Here is a 23,782-nt window from a genome sequence, read left to right on the forward strand (position 1 = left end):
TCTACCTCTCGGCTGGTCCGTCGTTATCACCGCGCCCGCAAGGTCGCGGCGGAGAGGGCCGATCAGGCGCCCTCGGGAAATTCTACGCAGTGCCGGTTCACTGTTGGTGCAGGCCTGCGGTAGACATCTTGTTATCACTGCGCTAAAAAGGAACCAGCGGACCAACGGCGGTTCGCTGAAGCTACGGAGGTAGTCATGGCATCCAGCGCTGTTGCGGAGAGCCTGATCGGTCTGCCGGAAACCCACGCCGACAGTGCGGTCGGCAACGAGCTGCTGTGGAAGTACGGCGGCGATATGCGCTTCTTCCTGGTCGTCGGCCAGGTCGCGATCCTGCAGATGATGCATCCCGCGTTCACGGCCGTGGTGGCCGGCAATTCACAATTCTTCGACGATGTGTGGCGTCGCTGGTTCGAGCGGACGCAGCCCATGCTGCAGCGCGCCGTCTTCGACGACCAGCCCGACGAAGTCGCGCACACCATCCGCGATATCCACACCAATTTGAAGGGCGTGGATGACAAGGGCCGGCACTGGCACGCGCTGAACCCGCATGTCTTCCATTACGCGCACGCCACCCAGTACTACTCGATCTGGCGCTTCATCCAGCTCTACGACGGCCGGACGCTGACCGACGCCGAGAACGAGGCGTACTACCAGGCCACCCGGCGGGTGTGGGCACAGTTCGGCATGCGCATGGATGTGGCTCCGCCCGACTGGCCCAGCTTCCTCGAGTACTACGACAGGTTCATCGAAGAACACCTCGAGGCCACCAGCGGCGCGTTTCAGATGCTCGAATTCCTGGCCAGCGCGCCGGAGCCGCCGATTCATTTTCTGCCGAAGGCCATGTGGCACACCACGATGCGGCCTGCCTTCGAGGTCTACGTCCGCATCAGCGTCGGGGTGCTGCCACCACGGGCACGCGACATGCTCGGCCTTACCTGGACCGCGGAAGACGAGCGCTGGCTGCGCCGCATCGGGCGTGGTGTGGCGCGCGCCGCGCGGATGACCCCCGAGGGCATCTGGATCACCCCGGAGGCCCGCGCCGCCCGCTACGGGCGCTCGCATGCCCTGCGGGACCGGTTCCAGTACCTGGCCGGGGAGAGCGTGCAGCGACCGATTCAAATGGCATGGCGTCTGGCGACGCGGTGACCCGACCCTTTGCGAGGAACTGAATGTCTACTCCCACAACAGAACACGAGAACCTGTTCATCGACGGCGCCTGGACGCCCAGCACCGGCCGGGACCGGATCGAGGTCATCGATCCGAGCACTGAGCAGCGGCTGGGCAGCGTCCCGGCAGCGACGACCGCCGATGTCGACGCCGCGGTAACCGCGGCGCGGCGCGCCCTTCCGGCCTGGTCGGCCCTCGACAATGCCGAACGTGCCAAGGCTCTGCATCGCCTGGCCGAGGCGCTCGAGCAGCGCGGCGCGGATATGGCGCGCACCGTCTCGCAGCAGAACGGCATGCCGATCGCCGTCTCCGCCGGACTCGAGGCCGGATTCCCGCCGCTGCTGTTGCGCTACTACGCCGACCTGGTCGCCGATCAGCCGCGCTCGACCCGCCGCACCGGCCTGCTGGGCGGGCAGATCGATGTGGTCCGCAAGCCGATCGGCGTGGTCGGCGTCATTGTCCCGTGGAACTTCCCGCAGACGCTGTCGATGATGAAGATCGCGCCCGCGCTGGCCACCGGCAATACCGTCGTGGTGAAGCCCTCGCCGGAGACGGTGCTCGACTCGATCCTGTTGGCGGAGGCCATTATCGAGGCGGGCCTGCCCGCAGGCGTGATCAATATCGTGCCCGGCGGGGCCGAGGTCGGTTCCCACCTGGTCACCCATCCGGGAGTCGATCGCATCGCGTTCACCGGCTCCACCGCCACCGGCCGGACCATCGCCGAACAGTGCGGGCGACTGCTGCGCCCGGTGTCGCTGGAACTCGGCGGCAAGTCGGCGACCATTGTGCTCGACGACGGCGATATCGCGGGATCGATGGAAGATCTGTTCAAGGCAACGCTGCTGAACAATGGCCAGACCTGTTTCCTCGGCACCCGGGTACTCGCTCCGCGCAACCGCTACAGCGAAATCGTCGGCACCCTTGCGGGTTTGGCCGCGGCAGCGACCATCGGCGATGCCGTGGACGAGGCGACCATGATCGGCCCGATGGTCAACCCGCGCCAGCGGGACCGCGTGGAGGGCTACATCGCACGCGGCAAGTCCGAGGGCGGCACTGTGGTCACCGGCGGCGCCCGTCCGGATCGTCCGGGCTGGTTCATCACTCCGACGATCTTCTCCGATGTCACCAATGACGCGGTGATCGCGCGCGAGGAGATCTTCGGCCCGGTCCTGACCGTCATTGCCTACGACAGCGACGATGACGCGGTCGCTATCGCCAATGACTCGGCCTACGGTCTGGGCGGCTCGGTGTGGTCCACCGATCCCGAGCGCGCCCGAGCCTTCGCCGAGCGCATCGAGACCGGCACCATCGGGATCAATGGCTACAACCTCGACCCGGGCGCGCCCTTCGGTGGCGTCAAGGATTCGGGCCTCGGCCGCGAATGGGGCCCGGAGGCTCTGGAGAGTTACGTCGAGCTGCAGTCGATCTATCTGTAGCCGAAATACCAAGTAGTACAGGGAGAGCGGTATGTCCACAGATCCTCGGGTATCCACCATCGATGCGGTGCTGCGCCGGTCCGCCCGGCGGACGCCGGACCGCACGGCGCTGATATTCGCGGATCGCAGCTGGACATACCGTGAACTCGATCTCGCCGTCAGCCGCGCGGCCGGGTATCTGCTGTCACTGGGTGTGCGGCGCGGCGACCGGGTCGCGGCCTTCGGTACGAACTCCGATGCGTACGCGATCGGGTTTCTGGCCTGTGCCCGTGCGGGTTTGGTGCACGTGCCGATCAACTACGCACTGTCCGGCGCTGAACTGTCGTATCTGCTGACCCAATCCGGCAGCAGGGTGGTGCTGGTGGATAACGCTCAGCTGCCCGCACTCGCGGACGTGCTGGCCGAGGTTCCCGCCGAACATGTAGTGCCGCTGCGTGATGCGCTCGGCTCGGTACTGGACCAGAGCCGCATCGGCGAGCCGCCCGCCACCGAGTTCGAGGTGGCCGACACCGACCTGGCGCAACTGCTCTACACCTCGGGCACCACCTCGAAGCCCAAGGGCGCCATGATGACTCATCGGGCGCTGGTGCACGAGTACCTGTCCTGCATTGTGGCGCTCGATTACACCGAGCACGACGATCCGCTGATCTGTATGCCGCTCTACCATTCGGCGGGCATGCACTGCTTTCTGGTGCCTTATCTCCAAGTCGGCGCGACCATCCGGCTCATGGAGACACCCGACATACCGGAAATCCTGCGACGCGTGGAGTCGGACCGGATCGGCTCGCTGTTCCTCGCGCCGACGGTGTGGGTGCCGCTGTCGAATCATCCGGATCTGGAAACGCGTGACCTGTCCTCGCTGCGCAAGGCGCAGTACGGCGCGTCGATCATGCCGGTGACGGTGCTGAACCGCCTGCGCGCCCGCTTCCCGGAACTTGGTTTCTACAACCTGTTCGGCCAGTCCGAAATCGGGCCGCTGGCAACAGTTCTGGGGCCCGGGGAGCACGAGGGTCGAGAGGCGTCGTGCGGCCGCTCGGTGCTGTTCGTGGAAACCCGGGTCGTCGATGGCTCGGGCGCGGATGTGGCGGCGGGAGTTGCGGGCGAAATCCTTTATCGCTCACCGCAATTGTGCCTGGGCTACTGGGAGAATCCGGCCGCCACGGCGGAGGCGTTCGACGGCGGTTGGTTCCACTCGGGTGATCTCGTGGTCGCCGATTCCGAGGGGTATCTGACAGTGGTCGATCGCATCAAGGATGTCATCAATACCGGTGGGGTACTGGTGGCTTCGCGCGAGGTGGAGGATGCCGTCTACACCCATCCGGCGGTCGCGGAGGTCGCGGTGATCGGTACGCCCGATGATCGATGGATCGAGGCGGTCACGGCGGTCGTGGTGCTGAAAGCCGAAATGCGCCGGCCGCCGGCAGGGGAGCTGATCGACCACGTCAAACAGCGGCTCGCACCGTTCAAGGTGCCCAAGGTGATTCACTTCGTCGCGGAACTGCCCCGTAATCAGAGTGGCAAGCTGCTCAAGCGTGAGCTGCGGGACCGGTTCGCGGCGACCGATCCCCAGCGCGGCGGGGCGTAGCGGCCGGGTCAGGACGGTTGACTGCGCTGCACCCGGATCGGCGGCGGAGCCAGGACGGCGTCCACGTTCTCCCAGAGCGTGCCGGCCATCTGGACCAGCAGCACCCGCACCTGATCGCGCGAAAGATGGCCCTCCGCCAGCCATTCCACGATGGCGGTCTCTGCCAGGCTGCCCACCGCCCGCGCGCAGGCGCGCACCGCGGCCGGCGCCTGGCGGGGATCCTGGAACAGCGAGGACAGCGCCTGATCGAGGGCTTCCTCCTTGGATTCGTGCACCATCCGGCCTGCCTCCATATCCGGCCCGTACGAAGAGGCGAGCCGGGTGGCGGCCAGGTAGGCGTCGCGGTCGCGCTCGACCTCGATCAGCCACGCCTCGATGCGCTCCTCGAGGACCTCCCCGAGTCGCCCGGTGGCGACCAGTTCGGGTATCGGCGGCAGGGTCGGAATCTGCAGGGTGTGGCGGATAACCTCCAGGTACAGCTCTCTTTTGGTGCCGAAGTAGTGGTAGATGAGCCCGCGGTTCACCCCGAGCTCCTCAGCGATCTGCGTGGTCGACACCGCGTCGAAATGCAGGGTCGAGAAATGCCGGCGGGCAGCATCGAGAATCTCGGCCTTCCGATCGGCCGGATTGGATCTTCTGAAGCGGGGAGTGACGGTTGCCACCGATGCCACCTCTCTTGGCCCACAGCGGGCGGGCGCTTGTTTTCGACTCGACTGTCTGACACTTGTTGTAATACCGCTAAGAAAGAATCCTCGAATAGTCAAACTGGCGCTACCGGCTGGTTCTTGATAATTGAGGGGACGTCGAGTCCCTCTCTTGAAACTATCAGGGTCTCGGCGGTACGCTTATTAGCATGGCGATAACAACGGCGTTGCCCGCATCCGTATCCATCACCGTGCGGGCCCGGCTCGCCGAGAGCGCGCGGCTGCCCACCTCGGTGGTCAAAAGCCTGACCAGGGCGGTCAAACCCCTCGGGCTGTCCGCCGATTTCCCCTTGCGGGCCCAGCGCAGGCTGATCGACACCGCGGTCTCGGTACTGGGCTCCACCGGCCCGGTCACCCGCGGCGATCGTGTTGTCGGCGGGATCGCGGGGGAGTGGATCGTGCCGCAGGGCGCCGAGCAGTCCGGTGTGGTGGTGCTGTTCTTCCATGGCGGCGGTTTCCAGCTCGGATCACCTCTCTCGCACCGCAATATGGTGTCCCGCCTGGCCGGCCGGATCGGCGGGCAGGCCTTCGTGCCCGGCTATCGGCTCGCGCCGGAGCATCCCGCGCCCGCGGCCCTGCAGGACGCGCTCGCCGCGTATCGCGGCCTGCTGGCCGACGGCATCGATCCGAGCGCGATCATCGTGGGCGGAGATTCGGGCGGCGCGAGCATCGCGCTGGCACTGGCTATGGAATTGCGCGACGCCGGTGAGCCGTTGCCCGGAATGCTGGCACTACTGACCCCGTGGCTGGACCTCACCGCGGACATCGACGGCCGTCGTCGCGATGTCCCAGGCGATCCGGTCCTCGCGACCGCCGCCCTGACCCGCTGGGCGATTTCCTATGCGGGCGTCCGGAATCCGGCCGATCCGGCCATTTCGCCGCTGCTCGGTGAACTCGCGGGCCTGCCGCCCATGGTGGTGCACTCCGCCGAACTGGACCCGCTGCGGGCCGACGCCCATCAGTTGGTCGCGCGGGCGTCCGCCGCCGGGGTGCCGGTGGACCATAGGCATTTCGACGAGATGTGGCACGGCTTCCACATCAATGCCGGTGTGCTGGCCGCGGCCGACGACGCCGTTTCAGCCCTCGGTGACACCCTGCGAAACCGACTGGGGATGAGCCGTTCCCGGCTGCGGATCGGCATTATCGGTTCGGGCGTGTCGGGTCTGTGCATGGCGGCGCGGCTGCGGGACGCGGGATACGACAATCTGGTGATCCTGGAAAAGGGCCAGGAGGTGGGCGGCACCTGGCGGGAGAACAAATACCCGGGCCTGACCTGTGATGTGCCCTCGCGCTTCTACTCCTACAGCTTCGCCCCGAACCCGAGTTGGAGTCAGCTCATGGCCTCGGGCCCGGAGATCCTGGAGTACCTGAAATCGACTGCGCAGCAGCTGGATCTGCGCCGCCACATCCGCTTCGGGTCCGATGTCACCGATGCGCGCTGGGACGGCGGCAAGTGGCACCTCGAGACCGCCGACGGGTACACCGATGCGGTCGATGTGCTCGTCTCCGCGACCGGATTCCTGCACCATCCCCTGCTACCCGGCATTCCCGGGCTGGACACCTTCGGCGGCGCCGCCATGCACTCCGCGCAATGGGATACCTCGGTGCCACTGGAGGGCAAGCGCATTGCGGTGATCGGCACCGGGTCGACCGGTGCGCAGCTCACCACCGCCTCGTCGAAGGTGGCGAGCAAGCTGCTGGTGTTCCAGCGCACGCCGCAGTGGGTGCTGCCGGTCCCGAATATGAAGAACTCGGCGCTGAATCGCTTGGCGTTCGAACATATTCCGGTGCTCAACCGCGTAGCGCAGGTCGGCTACCGCTCGTTCATGGAGGCCACACTCGGCGAAGCGGTGGTGCACGAGGGCTGGCAGCGCAATGTCATGTCGGCGCTGTGCCGGGCGAACCTGAAGTACGGCATCAAGGATCCGGAGCTGCGGGCCAGGGTGACTCCCGACTACAAGCCGCTGTGCAAGCGGATCGTCATCTCCTCGGGCCTGTATCCGGCTCTGCAGCAGGACAATGTGGAGGTGGTCACCGTGGGCATCGATCACATCGAGGAACGCGGCATCGTCACCACCGACGGCACCCTGCACGAGGTCGACGTAATCGCGCTCGCGACCGGATTCGACGCGCACGCCTACATGCGGCCCATGCGGATCACCGGCGCGGGCGAGCTGACCCTGGACGAGGCGTGGGCCAAGGGGCCGCGCGCCTACGAGACCGTGGCCATGCCGGGCTTCCCGAACTTCTTCATGGTGGTCGGCCCGCACTCACCGGTCGGCAATCAGTCGATCATCGGTGTAGCCGAGACGCAGACGCGCTACATCATGCAGTGGATCGAGCGGATCGGATCCGGCGCGGTGCGGACCGTGGCACCGAAACCGGAAGCCACGCAACGGTTCAACGAGACCATGCGGGCCGAGATGCCGCACACCATCGCCGCCAGCGGCTGCGTCAGCTGGTACCTCGGGGCGGACGGTGTGCCCGAGATCTGGCCGTGGTCGCCGGAGCGGCACCGGGAAATGCTGCGCACGGTCGATACCGAGGATTTCGATGTGGATTCCGAAAGCGCCTGATACCCAGGCGAAGTGAAAGGCGGGTGCGGAGGTCCGCACCCGCCTTTGCACTGGGTGGCTCAGACTCCGAAGAGCGCCAGGTGCAAGAACCCGGCCAGGGCGCCGAGCATGCCGCCGTGCACGAACAGCAGCCACTCGTCCTGCTTCACCGCTGACCGCAGTACCTGCTGGAACTCTGTATTGGACAGCTTGCCCATCTGGACGGCGACGAATCCTCCGATGCGATCGGTCTGCTCGGCAATGAACTGCTCATCCGCGGTGAGTACCGGGAGGAAGCCGATGGCGCCGGGCAGCACGGCATCGAGCATGCGGTCGTACTCTTTGGTTCCCACAGCGACTTTGACCGCGATGCGGGCGCGGCCGATCGCCTGCTCCACGGTGTCGTGCAGGACCGCATTGAGCAGCTGGGTGGTGCGGTCCGAGCGTGGACCGTGCAGTAGTTCGTCGACGATATTGTCGATGGTCAGCACCTGGCGGGAGATGATCTGGGCGAACCCCTCGATCACTTCGTCGCGGCGCTTGAGCAGTAGGCCCTGTCGCCACGGCACCCACAGCTTCCGGTCCGCGGGTTCGAAGATGATCATCAGACCGGTGTAGTTCACGATCCACCCGATGGCCGTGCCGCCGACCGGCAGCAGCCACCAGTACGGCCACAGCTGCAGCATCCCGACCAGGGCGAAGCCCATGGGGTAGCCGAAGTAGAAGCCGAAGTTCTGCATGAATCGCAGTTCTTTCGCCCCGAAGGTGCGGAAGATGTCGTTGAGCAGCGCCGGATGCTTGGTGAGAAACCGGATGGCCATGGACTTGGCGTCGATGAGCTCGTCCAGGTGCGCGGCGAACTCGTCGGCGACCTTTCCCGCGCGCTGTGGAAGCTGTTCGCGCACAGCGTCGTAGACGTAATCCTTGGCGAAGTCGGGCAGCGAGTTCCAGATGGCCGGGCTGCCGCGCTGCGCGATCTCGTCGACGAAGCGTGGAATCTCGGGCCCTGCGACCGTGGTGAGATGCGCGATGATCGTGTCCGGATCGAGCTCGTGATAGAAATCCGACATGCGCCCGATCTTGGACAAACTCTTGTCGATCGCCAGGCTGGCCATCTTCTCGCAGCGGCTGGGCACCATGCCCTGATAGCCGAGACGACCGTCCTCGGTGAACAGGGGCAGCACCTGGACGCGCCGGGGCAGCATCGGATAGAGGATGCGGAGCCCCGGCATCCGGAAGCCGCGAAACTCCAAGGGAGTGAACAGCATCAGAACACCGGTCCAGTTGGTGATGTAACCGATGGCGCCGGTGAACAGTGGGACGGTGATCAATTCGATCACCAGGTGCCGATCCACGTGAATTCCTTTGGTTAGCGCGGTGATTCGAGATAGGTCAGGTCGAACCAGGCCAGTGCGGATTCGTCCAGGCTGCTGAGGTAGACCCGGCCGCCGAATTCCGCGACGCCGGTGACGAGCGCGTAGGGCGGATTGCTGTCCTGCAGGTCGAAGCGGATCTCGCCGGTGCCGTCGACGCCGATGACCCACAGTGTCCGCTCGGGCCGGGGCTGAAGTCGCTCGGGCAGGGTCCAGGCCAGCTGCCGCAATATGCCGTTGCGGGGGAGCAGTCGATCGAGGGCGGCATTGCGCGGTGTGGACAGCGCCACCCAGAACAGGCCGTCATCGCCGGTGGACAGGTTGTCCGGCAGGCCGGGCAGGTTGTCGAGCAGGACCTCGCTCGTGCCTGCGCGCGGTCCGGCCAGATGGAATCGGGTGAGCCGGTATTCGAACGTTTCGACTATGACCGCGTACGACTGATCGCGGGCGAGGGTGAGGCCATTGGCGAAGGCCAGACCGTCCAGAACCACTTCCGGGTCGCCGCCGGGTCGCAGCCGGAGGAGCCGGCCGGTGCGGGAGTGCTCGAGCACCTCGGCCATATTGTGTTCGAAACCGTGCCGCTGCGATGAGTCGGTGAAATAGACGGTGCCGTCGTCGGTGACCGCGGCATTGCTGCAAAAGCGCAGTGGCACACCGTCGATGCTGTCGGCGAGCACCTCGATCGCCGCGGTGTCGATATCGACCGCGAGCAGTCCGCGGAAGGGTTCGCAGACCAGTAGCCTGCCGTCCCTTGCCCATTCGAGTCCCAGTGGCCTGCCGCCGGTCGCGGCCACCAGAGCGGTGGCGCCGTCGGCCGGATCGACGCGGATGATGCGACCGTCGTCGAGTCCGGTGTAGAGCAGACCGGTATTGCGATCCACCAGCACATCTTCGGGGCCCGCGCCGGGCAGCGGTATTCGATGGATCGGGCCGAGGCGATGGGTTCCCGTCGTGCGCCCGGCCCGGCTGGGTGCGGGCGGCGGTTGCCAGCGCTGCGGAGCTATGGCCGGTCGGCCGGAGATCCGTCCTAGCGCAGTGCCCACCAGATTCGACATCGCTCTCCAAACTTCTCGTTCGAGCGGGTAATCAGTGGATTTTGGGGGAGTCTGCTCCCCTTGCGATAACTAGTCCACATAGGGCTCGAACTGCTAGTAGTGTGATCATGCTTGTGTAACGCGGGTCACGGCGCTACGGTTGTTATCGCTATGATAATAACAGTCGAGGCGGTGGAGTCTTAATGCTGGAATTCCTTGGAGGCGGTACATCCGTCGCCCGGATACGGCGAGGGGTGTACAGCGGATGGCTGGAATTGCGCGCTGCCCGGGCCCTGCTTCGGGCCGGCGTGCTGGCGATCGAAAGTCCGGCCCGGCTCCAGGTGGTCGCGCAGACCATGTCGGAATACGGCCCGGTGGGCGCCGCGCCGCGCATTGCCGCGCTGCGGCACGGACCGCGAACGGCGATTGTCGACGACGGCGGTGAACTGAGCTTCGATCAATTGAACGAGGCCGTCAATCGTCTCGCCAATACCTTGCGGGACAGAGGATTCGGCCCCGGCGACGTGCTCGGAATTCTGTGCCGCAATCATCGGTGGCCATTGATCGCGGCCTTCGCCGCATCCCGCGCCGGTATGACAGCGGTCTGGCTGAATACCGGATTCTCGGTGCGCCAGGCCGCGGATGTGGCCGCCCGCGAAGGCGTGGATCTGCTGGTTTTCGATGCCGATCTGGCCGATATCGCGGCCGCCATCGCCGCACCGCGCGGCCGCTTCGCCTGCGCGGTCGATGATCCCGCCGCGAATGAGATCGCCGGGCTCAGTGCCACCGCGAGTCCGCTGATGCCGCCGCCCCCGACCCGGCCCGGACGACTGGTGCAGCTCACCAGTGGAACCACCGGTCTGCCCAAGGGCGCCCCGCGCCCCGATCCGCGTTCACTGACCATTCCCGGCGGCCTGCTCGAGCGGTTGCCCATGCGCTCGCGGGAGGCGACGGTCGTCGCCCCGCCGCTGTTTCACGGCACCGGCCTGGTCATTGCCCTGCTGTCGATCAGCCTGGGCTCCACCCTCATTCTGCGTCGGCGCTTCGACGCCGCCGGTGTGCTCGCCGATATCGAGCGCTACCGCGCCACCACGGTCTGCCTGGTGCCGATCATGCTCTCGCGCATTGTGGCTCAGGGCGACGAGGCGGTCGGCGCCCATGATCTGTCCGCGCTGCGCATCGTGTTCTGCGCCGGATCCCGTTTGCCCGCACAGGTTTCCGGTACGGCGACCCGGCTGCTCGGCGATGTGGTCTACAACCTCTACGGCTCGACCGAGGTTTCCATCAGCACGCTCGCGACACCGAGTGATCTGCGTGCCGCGCCGACCACGGTCGGCAAACCTGCCCTGGGCGCCCGCGTACGAATCCTCGACGAGCAGGGCCGGGTGGCGCCGACCGGAGTCACCGGCAGGATCTTCGTGGCCTCGACCGCACCGTTCGAGGGCTATACCGGCGGCGGCGGTAAAGAGATTATCGACGGCATGCTGGCCACCGGTGACCTCGGGCATTTCGATGCGGCGAACCGGTTGTTCATCGACGGCCGGGACGATGAAATGGTCATCTCCGGCGGCGAGAACATCTTTCCCGGTGAGGTGGAGGAACTACTCGTCACCCATCCCGGGATCGCGGAGGCAGCGGTCATCGGCGTCGCGGATGAAGAATTCGGGCAGCGACTGCGCGCCTTCGTCGTCGGCATTCCCGGGCAGGAAATCGATGCCGATACGGTGCGGGATTTCGTGAAAAACCAACTCGCACGGTACAAATCGCCGCGTGACGTCATTTTCGTGACCGAACTGCCCCGAAATCCCATGGGCAAGGTGCTCAAGCGAGAGCTGACCACTCTGACCGGCGATGCCGAACATCGTGCCTGACAAGAATTTTCGTTCATAGTATTTCGACATTCGGCTCGTCGGCGCGGTATTCGGGGAATCAGGGCGACCGCGCCGGCAATCCGGAGGGCAGGGAACAATGCCGGAACTGAATGCGAGACCGACCGCCGTGGCGGTGCTGCGGGGCAACTTCACCGGCACCGTGCTATCGGGTCTGGAAACCTACGGCCGCGCCATGCGGGTCGGCGCCGAAGCCGCGAGAGTCGGTGCGGTGGACCTGGTTCGGGGGAGATTGCCGATCAAGGAGCTGCTGGGGCAGGCGTGGTTCCTGATCACGGTGACGGCGATCCCGGGAATCCTGATGGCGGTGCCGTTCGGCGTTATCGTCTCGGCGCAGGTGGGCAATATCGTCCATCAACTGGGCGCGAATTCGCTGATCGGGGCGGCCGGTGGACTGGGTGTCATCAAGCAGGGCGCGCCGCTGGCCACCGGTCTGCTGCTGGGCGGTGCGGGCGCGGCGGCCATAGCGGCCGATCTGGGCGCGCGCACCATCCGGGAAGAGGTCGACGCGCTACGCGTCATGGGTATCGATCCGATCGAAAGACTGGTCGTACCAAGGGTGTTCGCTATGGTGATGATCGCGCCGCTGCTGAATATCCTGATCATCGCCGTCGGCGTGGTGGCGGGTTACGTGGTCGCGATCGTGGCGCTGGGTGTGACCCCGGGCAGCTATTGGAATTCCTTCGGATCCTTCGCCACCATGACCGATGTCTGGGTGTCACTGATCAAGTCGGTCTTGTTCGGCCTGCTGGTCGCGGTGATCTCGTGTCAGCGCGGGCTGGAAGCGCGCGGTGGTCCGCGCGGCGTCGCGGACGGCGTCAATGCCGCCGTCATTCTCTCGGTCGTCTCCATCGCCGTCATCAATGTGCTGATCACGCAGGTGGTCGCCATGTTCCTGCCCACCAGGCTGGCGTAATGGCCACCTACGTTCCGCCGCTGCTGCGTCCGCTCTACGAGCTGCACCGCCGGGTCCGGATCTGGGCCCTGTTCGATCAGATCGGCTTCGTACTCGCCTTCGTCTGGCAGGTTCTCTCTTCAATTCCGTTGACGCTCAAGCACTATCGGTCGCAGACCATGGTGACCATCACCGATATGACCTGGGGTCGCGGCTCGGTCATCGTGGGCGGCGGCACCGCGGCGGTCATGATGGTGATGGGCGCGGCGGTCGGGGCATCCATCGGCATCGAGGCCTACAGCGCGCTGGACCTGGTCGCTCTCGGACAGCTCACCGGGCTCATCTCCGCCTTCGCCAATACCCGGGAGCTCGCGCCGATCGCCGCCGGCGTGGGATTCGCGGCACAGGCAGGTTGCCGGATGACCGCCGAGATCGGTTCCATGCGGATCTCCGAGGAGATCGATGCGGTGGAATCGCTAGGCATCCGGTCGATTCCGTTCGTGGTGACCACCCGCGTCATCGCCGGTGCGGTCTCCATCGTGCCGACCTTCCTGATCGCCCTGATCCTCAGCTATGCCGCCACGGGACTGGTGGTCATCACACTGCACGGCGAACCGGCGGGCGTATACCAGCACTACTTCACGCAGTTCGTCGTCTCCTGGGATGTGCTTGCCGCGGTGATCAAGGTGCTGGTCTTCGCTGTCGCGGTCATTCTCATTCATTGCTATCAGGGGTTTTTCGCGACCGGCGGTCCGGAGGGGGTCGGCGCGGCCTCGGGCCGGGCGATCCGCGCGAGCCTGGTGGCGATCATCGCATTGGACATGGTCATGACAATCCTGCTCTGGGGCTTCAGCACCCCGATTACGTTCACGGGGTGAGGGGATGCCACTCAATTACGCAATGCCCGGTGTGCAGGTGCGGCAGCGCGGGGCGCGGCTGACCGGTGTGATCGCGGTCGTGGTGACCGTGCTCGCGGTCACCGCATCGCGGCTGGTCGCGACGGGCGCGGACCCAGGCACGCTGCGGGTCGTACTGCGCACCGAGCAGGTCGGTCCCGGCATAGAGACCGGTACCGATGTGCGCCTGGACGGGATCAAGGTCGGCGCGGTCGAATCCATCAATGCCGAGCCCGCGGGCTATCAGCGGGTCGCCCTGAATCTGCGCGGGAACGAGTTGTTCGGGCTCACCGACGCACTGCATGTGGACTACGCGCCGGGAAACCTGTTCGGTATCAGCGAGATCGAGCTGCTACCTGGTCAGGGCGGGGCGGCGCTTGCCGATCACACCGTGGTGGATCTGACCGGTGATCAGGCGAATCGGGTAGTCGATGCGACCATCTCGAGCCTGCTGCGATCCATCGGGCAGCTGACCCAGGATGTGCTGACACCACAGCTGGCGAGCGTGCTGGCCATGGTCGCCCGGGAGTCGCACGCCTTCACGCCGCTGATTCAGGCCATCGTCGTCTCGGTGCGCGCTGTCGCCGACACCCAGAAATTGCCGACGTCGTATCTGCTGACGCAGCTGGGCGACTCGCTTGCCGGATTGCCGAGCACGGTCAATGGATTGGTGGAGCTGCTGTACGGCGCGTACACGAATACGGACTTGCGGTCCGATGCCGCTCACAAAGAGTTCGACGCCACCATCGCGATGGTCAAAGACAATCTGGTGCCGGGGATCACGACCGTGCTCGGCACCGGTGGGGCGAATTTCACGCAGCACGCCGCGGCGCTGGTGCCGATCCTGGACGCCATCACCCAGACCGTGCCCGCTCCCACCCGCACCGGGGCTGATCTCGGTGAACTGCTGGATCGTCTCGATCGGTCCTTCCGTCCCACGCCCGGTGGTCCCACACTCGCCGTCGACCTGCGCCTGGTTCCCGTGCTTGCGGCGGGGGGTGTGCGATGAAGTCGATCTCAGGTTTGCTGCTGCGGGTCGGAGTCTTCGCCGCAGCAATGGCTTTGCTGCTCTTCGGAGTGTCGCGCACGATCGAACGGCCGTTGAGCGGCGGTACCTCCCATTACACCGCGGTCTTCACCGATGCCAATGGTCTGAAGTCCGGTGACGACATCCGGATGTTCGGGGTGCGGATCGGCACCGTATCGAAGTTGGTGTTGAAGGACGCGCGCGCCGAGGTGAGTCTCACCGTGCTCCGCGATCATCCGATCTACGACAACACCAAGTTCGCGGTGCGTTACCAGAACCTCGCCGGGCAGCGCTACATCGATGTGCAACAGCCGGACGGCCCTGGCACGCAACGGCATTCGGGCGAGGTCATCGGCCCCGAGCACACGGTGCCCTCCTTCGACATCACCACCTTGTTCAACGGCCTGCAGCCGGTGCTCGCCGAACTCTCGCCCGCCGATCTGAACCATTTCGGCGAGAGCCTGCTCGCGGTGGTGCAGGGCGACGGCACCGGGATCGGCCCGGCCTTCGACGCCATCCAGAAGTTGAGCGCCTACACCGTCGACCGGCAGCAGGTCATTTCCGCGCTGGTGAACAATATTTCCGCGGTGTCCGAGCAGATCGGCGGGCGGTCGGGGGCGGCCACCGCCCTGGTCACCCAGTTGACCGCGCTGTTCACCACGCTCGCCGAAAAATTGGGCGGGCTGGTCGATTTCGGCCTGACCATTCCGCCGGTGCTGGTTCCGGCGCTGGACCTGCTGAATCAGATCGGTCTGGACGGCGACCCCAATCCGAATCTGACCGCGACGCTGAACGCCGCGTTCCCGGACCGGGCGCAGGCGAGTGACGTGCTGAAGAGCCTGCCCGCGCTGCTGCAGTCACTGGCCGCGGCGGTGCCGCACGCCGGCGCCGACCTCTCGTGTTCGCACGGGAGCCTGCCGACACCCGCACCATTCCAGATACTCATTGCGGGACAGGGGGTTTCACTGTGCAACCCATAAGGGGAACATTGCGAGAGCGGGTGCGGGCTCTCGCGGCGCCGCGCCCGGCGGGGCAGCCGCGCTGGTCCGACCTGCGGTGGGGGATCGCCGGATTGTCGGCGGTGCTGATCATGCTGGCAGGCGTCGGCGTCGCCTTCGTGGTGCAAACCGGTGTGCACACGTACGCCGCCGATATGACCGATGCCGGAGCCGTCCGCTCCGGGGACGAGATCCGGGTGGCCGGGGTGACCGTCGGAAAGGTGAAATCGCTGCTGCTGCATCCGGGCAGCGTCCGGATGACCTTCACGGTGGACGACGGGGTTTTCGTGGGTACGCAGTCGACGCTCGCCGTGCGCATGCTGACCATTGTCGGCGGACACTATGTCGCGCTCATCCCGGCGGGGGACGAGCCGCTGGGCAAGGCGATCATTGCCGCCGATCGAGTCGTGCTGCCCTACAGCCTGACCGAGGTCTTCCAAGATGCCGTCAAACCGATCGAGAACATCGACGGAGATGTCTTCCGCCAGAACCTCGCGGCTCTGCAGAGCGCAGTCGCGAGCAGCCCGAAATCGGTGAGCACGGCCGTCACCGCGGTCGACAGCATGGTGTCGATCATGAACCGGCAGAACGCGGACGTCTCACGGACGCTGAAGGTCGCCGACGAGTACGTGACCGCGATCGATGGGGCGAAACCCGTGCTGGCGCAGGCGATCAACTCCCTGAACGTGGTCGAGAACCTCGTCCTGACCAATATCGCCCAAGTCGGCGCATCACTGCGCAATCTGGCCGCGGTGCTGGACCGGCTGGCTCCGCTCGGCCGAGAATGGGATACCTCGCTGGCTCCGCTGGTGCAGCAGCTGCGCGACAGCATCCCGCAACTGCAGCAGATCAGCGCCGATTTCAACCAATTCCTGCGTGCCCTCACCGATCTGGGCCACACGCTCACACCGCTGGTCGCCGGGTCCGATCAGGCGCCGCTCGCCGTGGCGCCGTGCATTCCGATGGCGGGAAGGCAGTGCTGATGCTGAACAAGGTGCTGGGTTCGCGCGGGCTCCTTTCCTTTTCGATGATTGTGCTGGTGGTAGTCGCCTTGACTGTCGGCTTCCGGATAGTCCAGGACAAGCCTGAGATGCGCGGCTACTGCGCGCTCATGCCCGACGCCATCGGGTTGTACAAGGGCAGTGCGGTGACCGTGCGCGGCGTTCCGATCGGGCAGGTCACCCGGGTGACCCCGGCCGGGGCGCAGGCGCGGGTCGAATTCGAGCTGTCCGCCGAGCACATAGTGCCGCCCGACGCGGGCGCGACCACGCTCTCGGACACCTTGATCGCAGACCGGCGGCTGGCCGTCGTCGGCGCGGATGACGGTGCGGTGCGGCGTGATTCGTCGGACTGCATCACCAAGACGGTGACGCCCAAGAGCCTCACCGAAACCTTCACCGCCCTCTCGCGGCTGGCCGATCAACTCAATGGCGCGAACGACCCGGATCAGTCGGGCGCGATAAACGGCGGCCTGCGGGCATTGAGCGCGGCCACGGCATCGAGTGGGGATCAGATCAATCAGATCGTGCGCGGTCTGGGCACCGCACTGAATTCGCCCGATGCTGCCATCGGCCATCTCGGCGATCTGATCGACGCGCTGGCCTCGATCAGCCGCAGTGCCAACAATGGCTGGTCGGACATCCGCTCTCTGATGACCAGGCTGACCGACACGCTGTATGACATCAATGATGTCGCCCTGCCGCCGATCATCGAGGTGCTCGACAAGGCCGCGGACCTGCTGCCCGCGCTCAATGACATTACGAAACTGGCAGGTCCCGGCTTGCGATCATTGGATTCGGTCGAGAATCTGCCACAGCTGATCGGCGCGGGCCTGAGCTCGCTGCGCGAACTGCTGGGCATGCTGCCGGTATTCGCTGGAGCCTTCACCCAGGCGACCGATCCGGTCAGCGGGCGGCTCGGCCTCAGCTATACCGCACCACACACACAACTCTCGGAACCGGTTGCGGGGCAGGTGTGTTCGGCGCTGAATGCGCTGAGCCCGGGGGCCTGCCCCGATCCGGCCGGCGGACTGGCCGGTATGGATCTCAGCAGTTTGGTACTCGCCTCGGTGGTGGCGCGATGATGCGGCGTCGAAAGCTGATGGGCCGCAGCGTCATCGCGCTCGCGCTCACCCTGTCGACGCTGTGCGCGGCCGGGGCCTGCGGGTTCGATCCGGCCGCCGTGCCGGTACCGGGTGCGACCGTCTCCGGTGCGAAGATGAACCTGCATATCCAGTTCGCGAATGCGCTGAATCTGCCGCCCGGCGCCAAGGTGATCGCCAATGGCGTCGAAGTCGGGAATCTGACCGGCGTGCGGATCGCCGATCCGCGGGGTGGCAGTCCCGGATTCGTGGTGGCGGACCTGGCCATTCGCGACGACCTGCGACTGCCGGTCGACACCGCCGCGGAATTGCGGCAGGCCACCCCGCTCGGTGATGTGTACATCTCGCTCACCGCAAAACCGGGCAGCGCCGGGCCCTTCCTGAAATCCGGTGACACGGTGCCGCGTTCGCAGACCACACCGGCCACCCAGGTCGAAGACACCATGTCGGGCCTGGCGGCGGCGGTGAACGGCGGCACCATCTCCAGCTTCCAGGACATCGTGCGGCAGCTGAACCAGGTACTGCCCGCGGACCCGCAGGAGACCGCCCGCATGTTCGGGGTGCTGGGCCAGGACCTGACCGATGTGTCCTCGAACCTGACCTCCGTGGACAGCGTCATCGACGGGCTACAGGCGAATACCGACATGGTCCTGCAGGACCGGGAGAAGTTGCAGGCACTGCTCACCGAGGCGGGGGTGCAGCGGGTCACCGCGGTCATCAACTCGGTGGTTCAGGTGATCTTCATTCTGACCGGCACGGGTCCGCTGGCGCATCAGGCGTTGTGGCTGGCGCCGCTGGTGCAATCGCTCGACGGCACCGCGCGCGCAGTCGTCCCGGTGCTCTTCGCGGGCAATCCGCTGGATGTGAACGCGCCGTCGAATCTGCGGAAGTTGGTGGATCTCATTCAGAACAAGCTGATTCCGTTCGGCCGGCTCGGACCCAAGGTCGACGTCACCGGAATACAGGTCGCAGGAGCCGCGCCGGACATGCCGGTCGGCGTGCAGACCGATCGCATCGTGCAGACCCTGCGCATGATCGGAGCGGTCCGATGAAGCTCCGGTCGGTGTGCTCGCTGGGTGCGATCGTGGTGCTGCTCGTCGCGGGCAGTACGTATCTGGCCGTCGGGGTGCTGCAGCTCGATCCGCTGGCGAAATACACGAATGTGCGGATGGTGCTGCCGAATTCGGGTGGCCTCGCCGTCGGGACGCCGGTGCTGCTGACCGGTGTCGCGGTGGGGTCGGTGACCGGGGTGAGCAAGGTTGCCGGCGGAGTCGACGTGGAATTGCGGTTCGCCGATCGGTACCGGGTGCCGGTGTCCAGCATGGTCCGCGTCGAGGCATTGTCCGCGCTGGGCGAACCCTATGTGGAATTCGCGCCCGCCGATGATCGCGGACCGTACCTGCGCAATAACCAGCTGCTCGACACCCGCGTCGTTCCGGCGCCGGTGTCGATTCCGCAGATGTCCGCGCGCATTGTGGAGCTGGTCAGCCAGCTCGACCCCAAAGCCATTGCGACACTGGTCGATACCGTCGGCAAATCGGTGAGCGGCACGGAATCCGATATTCCCCGACTGGAACAATCGACCAAGCTGCTGGCCGCCGCGATTCTCAGCCGCACCGATACCCTCCGGCAGCTGCTGACCGATCTGCAGGCCGTCGGCGGCGACAGTTCCTGGCTGGGTCCGGCCCTGCAAACCTCCGGCCCCGAATGGGGAACCCTCGGCACCCGCCTGGATCAGGCGATCTCGGCGGCCTCGAAGGTCGCGGTGCGCCGTGATCCCTCCGACTATCTGTCCGGCGACGGCCTGGTGCCGTTCCTGAGCCAGCTCAACGGCTTCCTGGATCGGATCGGCCCGAGCATGCAACCGCTGGTGCCGATCCTGCAACCGATGGCGGCCGAGGCAAAGGGGGCGCTGAGCGGGATCGATATCAGTGCGCTCATCGCGCAGGCGCTGAGCGCGGTCGGCGAGGACGGGACCGTGCACCTGCAGTTGACGGTCAAGTAGATCCGCAGCACATAACGGCGCCGTCGGCGGCCGGGAATGGAAAATCATGAAAACGCTTGCAAAAGAACAAGAGTCAGAGATCGACGGCGGCTCCGGCGACGTTGATCCGACCGTTGACCCGGCCCCGCGCCGCGCCCCCGCCCGGCAGCTGTCGGTATCGCTGCCGAAGTTGCTGACCGCGACGGCGATGGCCGTACTTGCCGCTGTCGCCTGCACTTTCGCCGTGCTGTACTTCGGCGCCCACGGCGATCTCGCCGATCGCGACGCGGCGGCGGCGGACACCGCGCACGCCCAGCAGGTCGCGCTGGATTACTCCGTGCGCGCGGCCACCGTCGACTACCACGACACCAAAACCTGGTACGGCAATCTCAAGCAGGGCACCGCACCGAACCTGGCAGGCAAGTTCGATGCGACATCCGCTCAGCTGGACCAGATCCTGCTGCCCTTGCAGTGGACCTCGAAGGCCACACCCATCACCGCGGCGGTGACCTCGTCCTCGAACGGCGTCTACAAGATCAATGCGTTCCTCCAGGTCACCTCCACCAGCGCGCAGAACCCGCAGGGCGGCCAGACCACGGTCACCTACTCGATCACCGTGGACAAGAACAACAATTGGCAGATCACCGATGTCGGCGGCGCGGACGGCGCATTCCCCATCAAGTGATATGCGCATGACTGCGACGAAAGGCGGGCCCGCACCGAAACCGGTGCGGGCCCGTACTTCTGATCACTCTCAGCGGTTGTGACCGTGCAGCAGCGCGATGGCGCGCCGAACGATCTTCATGCTCATATCGCTGCGCGAGAAGCTGAGCAGCCGGATGCCGGGAATCGGGAATCGTTGCCGGGCAGCGGATTCTTCGGTGATTGCCATGGTTCTTCTCCTGGACAGGATTCGGCGTCTACTTGGGCTTGACGAGACCGAACACCATGCGGCCCACCGCGCCGCTGGCTCGGGGCGAGATGCGGCGCAGCGCCCAGGCGGGCTGCACCTGGATGCGGGGTACCGGGCGAATCAGCTGGCGGTGGATGATCGCCTCCACGACGGCGTCGGCCACCGATTCCGGGCCGATGCCCACCCGGTTCATCCACTTGGCGACCTCGTCGCGGCGATCGGCGAAATCGCCGTGGATGGGGGAGCTTTCGTGGATCGGGGTATTGACCACACCCGGGCAGATGGCCGAGACATGAATGCCCTTGGGGCCCAGCTCTGCGGCCAGTCCCTCGGAGAGACCGATGACCGCGTGCTTGGAGGTGGCGTAGGGCACGAACTCGGGCCAGACGTAGAGGCCGAGCATGGAGGCCGTGTTCACGATGTGGCCGCCACCGCCCTGGGCGAGCATGCGGGGCACGAAGAAATGCACGCCGTGCACCACGCCCATGAGATTGACATTGATGATCTTCTTCCACTCGTCGAGAGTGGTCAACTCGACCGGACCCTGAAGTCCGACACCGGCATTGTTGAACAGGATGTCCACCCGGCCGTCGGCCTCGTAAACCGTCTCGGCCAGGGTTTCGACCCCTTTGGCGCTGCCGACATCGACCCGGTGCGCACTTGCTTTACCGCCTGCGGCCACGATTTCGGCCGCTACCGCCTCGGCATTGGCGCGCGCGATATCGACCACGTGCACGGTCGCGCCCAGACGCGCAAGCAGCAGCGCCGTCGAGCGTCCGATTCCGGATCCGCCACCGGTGATCACCGCGATCTTGCCGTTGAACTCGGTGGGGCCGGGACCGCCCAAGCCGACCAGGTTGGCGCCGGGAATGGCAGGAAACCGCATTGTTTCGTCCTTGATCGTCGTCGGGATGCGCCCTGTTCGGGGCGTGCTCCCGAACCAGCCTAACACCTTGTTAGCATAGAGCTAATTAGCTAGCCTGGCGGTATGGATCTCACATTCACGCCCGAGCAGCAAGCATTTCGGGCGGAGGTACGCACCTGGCTGACCGAGAATTCGGCAGGCCCGGTGCCCGGCGACGAGACCGCGCGATTCGCGCAGCGGGTGGACTGGCAGCGCCGCCTGAACGACGCCGGCTGGGCGGCGGTGCACTGGCCCGCGCAATTCGGCGGTCGCGGCGCGACGTACACCGAAACGGCGATCTTCTACGAGGAACTCGCGAAGGCGCGCACGCCCCTGCTTGCCAACGGCGTCGGGCTCATGTTGGCCGGACCGACGATCATGGCGTGGGGAACCCCCGAGCAGCAGGCGCGCTTCCTGCCGCCGATCATGTCCGCGGAAGAGATTTGGTGCCAGGGGTTCTCGGAACCGGAGGCGGGATCGGATCTGGCCTCGCTGACCACCCGGGCGGTGCGCGACGGCGAGGACTGGGTGATCACCGGGCAGAAGGTGTGGACGTCGTTCGCGCACTACTCCAAGTGGTGCATGCTGCTGGCGCGCACCGATCCGGATGTCAAGAAGCATCGGGGGATCACCTTCTTCTTGATGGATATGGAACAGCCGGGCATCGATATCCGGCCGATTCGGCAGATCACCGGCGAGTGCGAGTTCAATGAGCTGTTCCTCGACGGGGTCCGCATTCCCGACGCGAACCGCGTCGGTGAGGTGAACAACGGCTGGGTCGTGGCTCTGACAACCCTGATGAACGAGCGCGCGGGGCTCGGATTCGCGCTGCAGGCCACGTTGCGCAATGAGATCGACGACCTCTTCGACGCGGCGATCGACAACGACGCGATCCGCGATCCGCGCATCGCAGACCGTCTGGGCGAGCTGTATCTGCGTGTGGAGACGCTGCGATTTGTCGCCTGGCGGGCGTTGTCCGCGGTCGAGAGCAACAAAGCGCCGGGGCCCGAAGGATCGATCGGCAAATGGCTGTGGTCGGAAACCGCGCAGCAGATCGCCGATCTCGCCGTCGACATTCTGGGAACCGAAGCACTGCGGGCGAATTCGCCCTGGTCCTTCGAGCTCATGCGCGCGCTCGGTTACTCCATCGAGGGCGGCACCACCCAGGTGCAGAAGAACATTATCGCCGAGCGTGTGCTCGGACTTCCCAAGGCGCACTGAGGAGCCGGGCATGCGATTCGATTTCACCGACGATCAGCGCGACATCCAGCAGACCGCCCGCGCGGTGCTCACCGCCCGCGCGAATCCACAGCACCGGCGGCGCGCGGCCGAGGGAGGCGGTTTCGACCACGCGCTCTGGTCCGAACTCGCCGAATTGGGCTGGGCCGGTATCGCCGTCGCCGAGGACTTCGGCGGCCAGGGACTGGGGCTGGTGGAACTCGCCATCCTCACCGAGGAACTCGGCTACGCCTGCGTAGGCGCGCCGCTGCTCGGCACCGTGACCGCGGCCCTGGCCCTGACCCACGCTGGTTCCGGTGCGCAGTCCGAGCGCTGGTTGAGCGGCCTCGCCACCGGAAAAGTCTCGGGCGCAATGGGTCTCGGTGGAGCCGGCCGCAATCGCGAGGCCATCGCCGACGCCGTCACCGCCGATGTCCTGGTGATCATCGACCCGGCCCGGCGGGCGGGCCTCGTCGCGGAGCGCGCGCAGGCCCAGATCACCCCGCTCGACGTGGTCGACACAACGCGCGGATACGCCTATGCCGACGTGCGCGAGGGTGCGGCGCTGACGGGAGATGTCGCCGGAGCGGTCGATCGCGCGACCATCGTGGTGGCGGCCGAGTTGGTGGGCGTCTGCCAGGCAGCGCTCGACCTGACCGTCGGTTATGCCAAGCAGCGCAAGCAATTCGGTTCCGCCATCGGATCGTTCCAGGCCATCGCTCACACCGCGGCCGATATGCTTCGCCACACCGAATCCGCTCGCTCCGCAACCTATTACGCGGCGTGGACCGCCGATCACGGTTCCCCCGAGGAGCTCGCTCTGGCGGCGTCCATGGCGAAGGCCGCTGCCTCCGAAGCGGGCCGGGCGGTCACCGCCGCCGCGGTGCAGATGCACGGCGCGTTCGGCTTCAGCTGGGAATCGGAACCGCACTGGTACTTCTCCCGGGCCGTCCTCGACGCGCGTGCGCTCGGCGGCACCGCCTTCCACCGCGCTCGGATCGCGGAATTGGTTGCGCGCCAACGTGTCGCGGCCCGGGTTGGCTGAGAACTGCCTCGGGCATTCTTGTCCTGGTGCGTCTGAGCGGTGCGGAACCGATTGGTTC

At 66.1% G+C, this 23,782-nt stretch carries 21 protein-coding genes and 1 pseudogene; 17 read left to right on the plus strand and 5 right to left on the minus strand.

The window, feature by feature from the left end; translation table 11 throughout:
• Positions 1 to 195 precede the first annotated feature (195 nt).
• Genes OG716_RS03670 through OG716_RS03680 form a run of 3 tightly spaced genes read left to right on the plus strand, consistent with a single transcriptional unit; the run spans position 196 to position 4,188 of the window.
• On the plus strand, positions 196 to 1,146 hold the full coding sequence (locus OG716_RS03670) for an oxygenase MpaB family protein (RefSeq protein WP_405136268.1): 951 nt from the start codon (positions 196 to 198) through the stop codon (positions 1,144 to 1,146).
• A 23-nt stretch (positions 1,147 to 1,169) separates the two neighbouring features.
• On the plus strand, positions 1,170 to 2,603 hold the full coding sequence (locus OG716_RS03675) for an aldehyde dehydrogenase (RefSeq protein WP_405136269.1): 1,434 nt from the start codon (positions 1,170 to 1,172) through the stop codon (positions 2,601 to 2,603).
• Between the two features lie 31 nt (positions 2,604 to 2,634).
• Positions 2,635 to 4,188 carry an acyl-CoA synthetase gene (locus tag OG716_RS03680; RefSeq protein WP_405136270.1) on the plus strand — a complete coding sequence of 518 codons (1,554 nt, stop codon included), beginning with the start codon at positions 2,635 to 2,637 and terminating at the stop codon, positions 4,186 to 4,188.
• Positions 4,189 to 4,196: 8 nt separating this feature from the next.
• Here the strand turns inward: OG716_RS03680 and OG716_RS03685 are convergent, their stop codons facing one another.
• The gene (locus tag OG716_RS03685) at positions 4,197 to 4,850 is read right to left on the minus strand and encodes a TetR/AcrR family transcriptional regulator (protein WP_405136271.1); all 654 of its coding nucleotides are present in this window, start codon (positions 4,848 to 4,850) and stop codon (positions 4,197 to 4,199) included.
• Positions 4,851 to 5,041: 191 nt separating this feature from the next.
• Here OG716_RS03685 and OG716_RS03690 point away from each other — a divergent pair.
• Positions 5,042 to 5,917: pseudogene (locus tag OG716_RS03690) on the plus strand (alpha/beta hydrolase); the annotation flags it as partial.
• Positions 5,918 to 6,004: 87 nt separating this feature from the next.
• On the plus strand, positions 6,005 to 7,468 hold the full coding sequence (locus OG716_RS03695) for a flavin-containing monooxygenase (protein WP_405139507.1): 1,464 nt from the start codon (positions 6,005 to 6,007) through the stop codon (positions 7,466 to 7,468).
• Between the two features lie 59 nt (positions 7,469 to 7,527).
• Here OG716_RS03695 and OG716_RS03700 read toward each other — a convergent pair whose 3' ends face one another.
• Positions 7,528 to 8,802 carry a hypothetical protein gene (locus tag OG716_RS03700; protein ID WP_405136272.1) on the minus strand — a complete coding sequence of 425 codons (1,275 nt, stop codon included), beginning with the start codon at positions 8,800 to 8,802 and terminating at the stop codon, positions 7,528 to 7,530.
• 14 nt (positions 8,803 to 8,816) lie between these two features.
• A complete protein-coding gene (locus OG716_RS03705; protein WP_405136273.1) occupies positions 8,817 to 9,875 on the minus strand; it encodes an SMP-30/gluconolactonase/LRE family protein in 1,059 nt (352 codons plus the stop codon).
• Positions 9,876 to 10,108: 233 nt separating this feature from the next.
• Here OG716_RS03705 and OG716_RS03710 point away from each other — a divergent pair, with 233 nt between their 5' ends.
• The 10 genes from OG716_RS03710 (at position 10,109) to OG716_RS03755 (ending at position 20,329) form a co-directional block, all read left to right on the plus strand.
• A complete protein-coding gene (locus tag OG716_RS03710; protein WP_405136274.1) occupies positions 10,109 to 11,725 on the plus strand; it encodes an AMP-binding protein in 1,617 nt (538 codons plus the stop codon).
• 97 nt (positions 11,726 to 11,822) lie between these two features.
• Positions 11,823 to 12,659 carry an ABC transporter permease gene (locus OG716_RS03715; protein ID WP_405136275.1) on the plus strand — a complete coding sequence of 279 codons (837 nt, stop codon included), beginning with the start codon at positions 11,823 to 11,825 and terminating at the stop codon, positions 12,657 to 12,659.
• A complete protein-coding gene (locus OG716_RS03720) occupies positions 12,659 to 13,516 on the plus strand; it encodes an ABC transporter permease (protein ID WP_405136276.1) in 858 nt (285 codons plus the stop codon). The genes OG716_RS03715 and OG716_RS03720 overlap by 1 nt, the downstream gene beginning before the upstream one ends.
• Positions 13,517 to 13,520: 4 nt before the next feature.
• A complete protein-coding gene (locus OG716_RS03725) occupies positions 13,521 to 14,543 on the plus strand; it encodes an MlaD family protein (RefSeq protein ID WP_405136277.1) in 1,023 nt (340 codons plus the stop codon).
• Positions 14,540 to 15,541, plus strand: a complete 1,002-nt coding sequence (locus OG716_RS03730; protein WP_405136278.1) for an MlaD family protein — start codon at positions 14,540 to 14,542, stop codon at positions 15,539 to 15,541. The genes OG716_RS03725 and OG716_RS03730 overlap by 4 nt, the downstream gene beginning before the upstream one ends.
• 8 nt (positions 15,542 to 15,549) lie before the next feature.
• Positions 15,550 to 16,542 (plus strand): MlaD family protein, encoded by a 993-nt coding sequence (locus OG716_RS03735; RefSeq protein WP_405136279.1) that lies wholly within the window; start codon positions 15,550 to 15,552, stop codon positions 16,540 to 16,542.
• Complete coding sequence (locus OG716_RS03740) at positions 16,542 to 17,642, plus strand: MlaD family protein (protein ID WP_405136280.1); 1,101 nt, start codon at positions 16,542 to 16,544, stop codon at positions 17,640 to 17,642. The genes OG716_RS03735 and OG716_RS03740 overlap by 1 nt, the downstream gene beginning before the upstream one ends.
• Positions 17,639 to 18,712, plus strand: a complete 1,074-nt coding sequence (locus tag OG716_RS03745) for an MlaD family protein (RefSeq protein ID WP_405136281.1) — start codon at positions 17,639 to 17,641, stop codon at positions 18,710 to 18,712. Before OG716_RS03740 ends, OG716_RS03745 begins: the two co-directional genes overlap by 4 nt.
• The gene (locus tag OG716_RS03750; RefSeq protein ID WP_405136282.1) at positions 18,709 to 19,665 is read left to right on the plus strand and encodes an MlaD family protein; all 957 of its coding nucleotides are present in this window, start codon (positions 18,709 to 18,711) and stop codon (positions 19,663 to 19,665) included. The genes OG716_RS03745 and OG716_RS03750 overlap by 4 nt, the downstream gene beginning before the upstream one ends.
• A 46-nt stretch (positions 19,666 to 19,711) precedes the next feature.
• Positions 19,712 to 20,329, plus strand: coding sequence for a hypothetical protein (locus tag OG716_RS03755; RefSeq protein ID WP_405136283.1), 618 nt, complete (start codon positions 19,712 to 19,714; stop codon positions 20,327 to 20,329).
• A 69-nt stretch (positions 20,330 to 20,398) separates the two neighbouring features.
• On the opposite strand, the gene OG716_RS03760 is transcribed toward OG716_RS03755, so the two are convergent.
• Positions 20,399 to 20,536, minus strand: coding sequence for a hypothetical protein (locus OG716_RS03760; RefSeq protein WP_405136284.1), 138 nt, complete (start codon positions 20,534 to 20,536; stop codon positions 20,399 to 20,401).
• 28 nt (positions 20,537 to 20,564) lie between these two features.
• Positions 20,565 to 21,443 (minus strand): SDR family NAD(P)-dependent oxidoreductase, encoded by an 879-nt coding sequence (locus OG716_RS03765; RefSeq protein WP_405136285.1) that lies wholly within the window; start codon positions 21,441 to 21,443, stop codon positions 20,565 to 20,567.
• Positions 21,444 to 21,545: 102 nt separating this feature from the next.
• On the opposite strand from OG716_RS03765, the gene OG716_RS03770 reads away from it, so the two are divergent.
• Both OG716_RS03770 and OG716_RS03775 read left to right on the plus strand, forming a co-directional pair.
• Positions 21,546 to 22,682 carry an acyl-CoA dehydrogenase family protein gene (locus OG716_RS03770; RefSeq protein ID WP_405136286.1) on the plus strand — a complete coding sequence of 379 codons (1,137 nt, stop codon included), beginning with the start codon at positions 21,546 to 21,548 and terminating at the stop codon, positions 22,680 to 22,682.
• Between the two features lie 10 nt (positions 22,683 to 22,692).
• Positions 22,693 to 23,724 (plus strand): acyl-CoA dehydrogenase family protein, encoded by a 1,032-nt coding sequence (locus tag OG716_RS03775; RefSeq protein WP_405136287.1) that lies wholly within the window; start codon positions 22,693 to 22,695, stop codon positions 23,722 to 23,724.
• Positions 23,725 to 23,782 lie beyond the last annotated feature (58 nt).

Source organism: Nocardia sp. NBC_01388 (genome assembly GCF_045040085.1).
Lineage (GTDB): Bacteria > Actinomycetota > Actinomycetes > Mycobacteriales > Mycobacteriaceae > Nocardia.

What these genes read in the sequence shown, in the direction of transcription:
- OG716_RS03670 (WP_405136268.1), top strand. Translation starts at nt 196, where the DNA reads ATGGCATCCAGCGCTGTTGCGGAGAGCCTGATCGGTCTGCCGGAAACC.
- OG716_RS03675 (WP_405136269.1), top strand. Translation starts at nt 1,170, where the DNA reads ATGTCTACTCCCACAACAGAACACGAGAACCTGTTCATCGACGGCGCC.
- OG716_RS03680 (WP_405136270.1), top strand. Translation starts at nt 2,635, where the DNA reads ATGTCCACAGATCCTCGGGTATCCACCATCGATGCGGTGCTGCGCCGG.
- OG716_RS03695 (WP_405139507.1), top strand. Translation starts at nt 6,005, where the DNA reads ATGAGCCGTTCCCGGCTGCGGATCGGCATTATCGGTTCGGGCGTGTCG.
- OG716_RS03705 (WP_405136273.1), bottom strand. Translation starts at nt 9,875, where the DNA reads ATGTCGAATCTGGTGGGCACTGCGCTAGGACGGATCTCCGGCCGACCG.
- OG716_RS03715 (WP_405136275.1), top strand. Translation starts at nt 11,823, where the DNA reads ATGCCGGAACTGAATGCGAGACCGACCGCCGTGGCGGTGCTGCGGGGC.
- OG716_RS03720 (WP_405136276.1), top strand. Translation starts at nt 12,659, where the DNA reads ATGGCCACCTACGTTCCGCCGCTGCTGCGTCCGCTCTACGAGCTGCAC.
- OG716_RS03725 (WP_405136277.1), top strand. Translation starts at nt 13,521, where the DNA reads ATGCCACTCAATTACGCAATGCCCGGTGTGCAGGTGCGGCAGCGCGGG.
- OG716_RS03730 (WP_405136278.1), top strand. Translation starts at nt 14,540, where the DNA reads ATGAAGTCGATCTCAGGTTTGCTGCTGCGGGTCGGAGTCTTCGCCGCA.
- OG716_RS03740 (WP_405136280.1), top strand. Translation starts at nt 16,542, where the DNA reads ATGCTGAACAAGGTGCTGGGTTCGCGCGGGCTCCTTTCCTTTTCGATG.
- OG716_RS03745 (WP_405136281.1), top strand. Translation starts at nt 17,639, where the DNA reads ATGATGCGGCGTCGAAAGCTGATGGGCCGCAGCGTCATCGCGCTCGCG.
- OG716_RS03750 (WP_405136282.1), top strand. Translation starts at nt 18,709, where the DNA reads ATGAAGCTCCGGTCGGTGTGCTCGCTGGGTGCGATCGTGGTGCTGCTC.
- OG716_RS03755 (WP_405136283.1), top strand. Translation starts at nt 19,712, where the DNA reads ATGAAAACGCTTGCAAAAGAACAAGAGTCAGAGATCGACGGCGGCTCC.
- OG716_RS03760 (WP_405136284.1), bottom strand. Translation starts at nt 20,536, where the DNA reads ATGGCAATCACCGAAGAATCCGCTGCCCGGCAACGATTCCCGATTCCC.
- OG716_RS03765 (WP_405136285.1), bottom strand. Translation starts at nt 21,443, where the DNA reads ATGCGGTTTCCTGCCATTCCCGGCGCCAACCTGGTCGGCTTGGGCGGT.
- OG716_RS03770 (WP_405136286.1), top strand. Translation starts at nt 21,546, where the DNA reads ATGGATCTCACATTCACGCCCGAGCAGCAAGCATTTCGGGCGGAGGTA.
- OG716_RS03775 (WP_405136287.1), top strand. Translation starts at nt 22,693, where the DNA reads ATGCGATTCGATTTCACCGACGATCAGCGCGACATCCAGCAGACCGCC.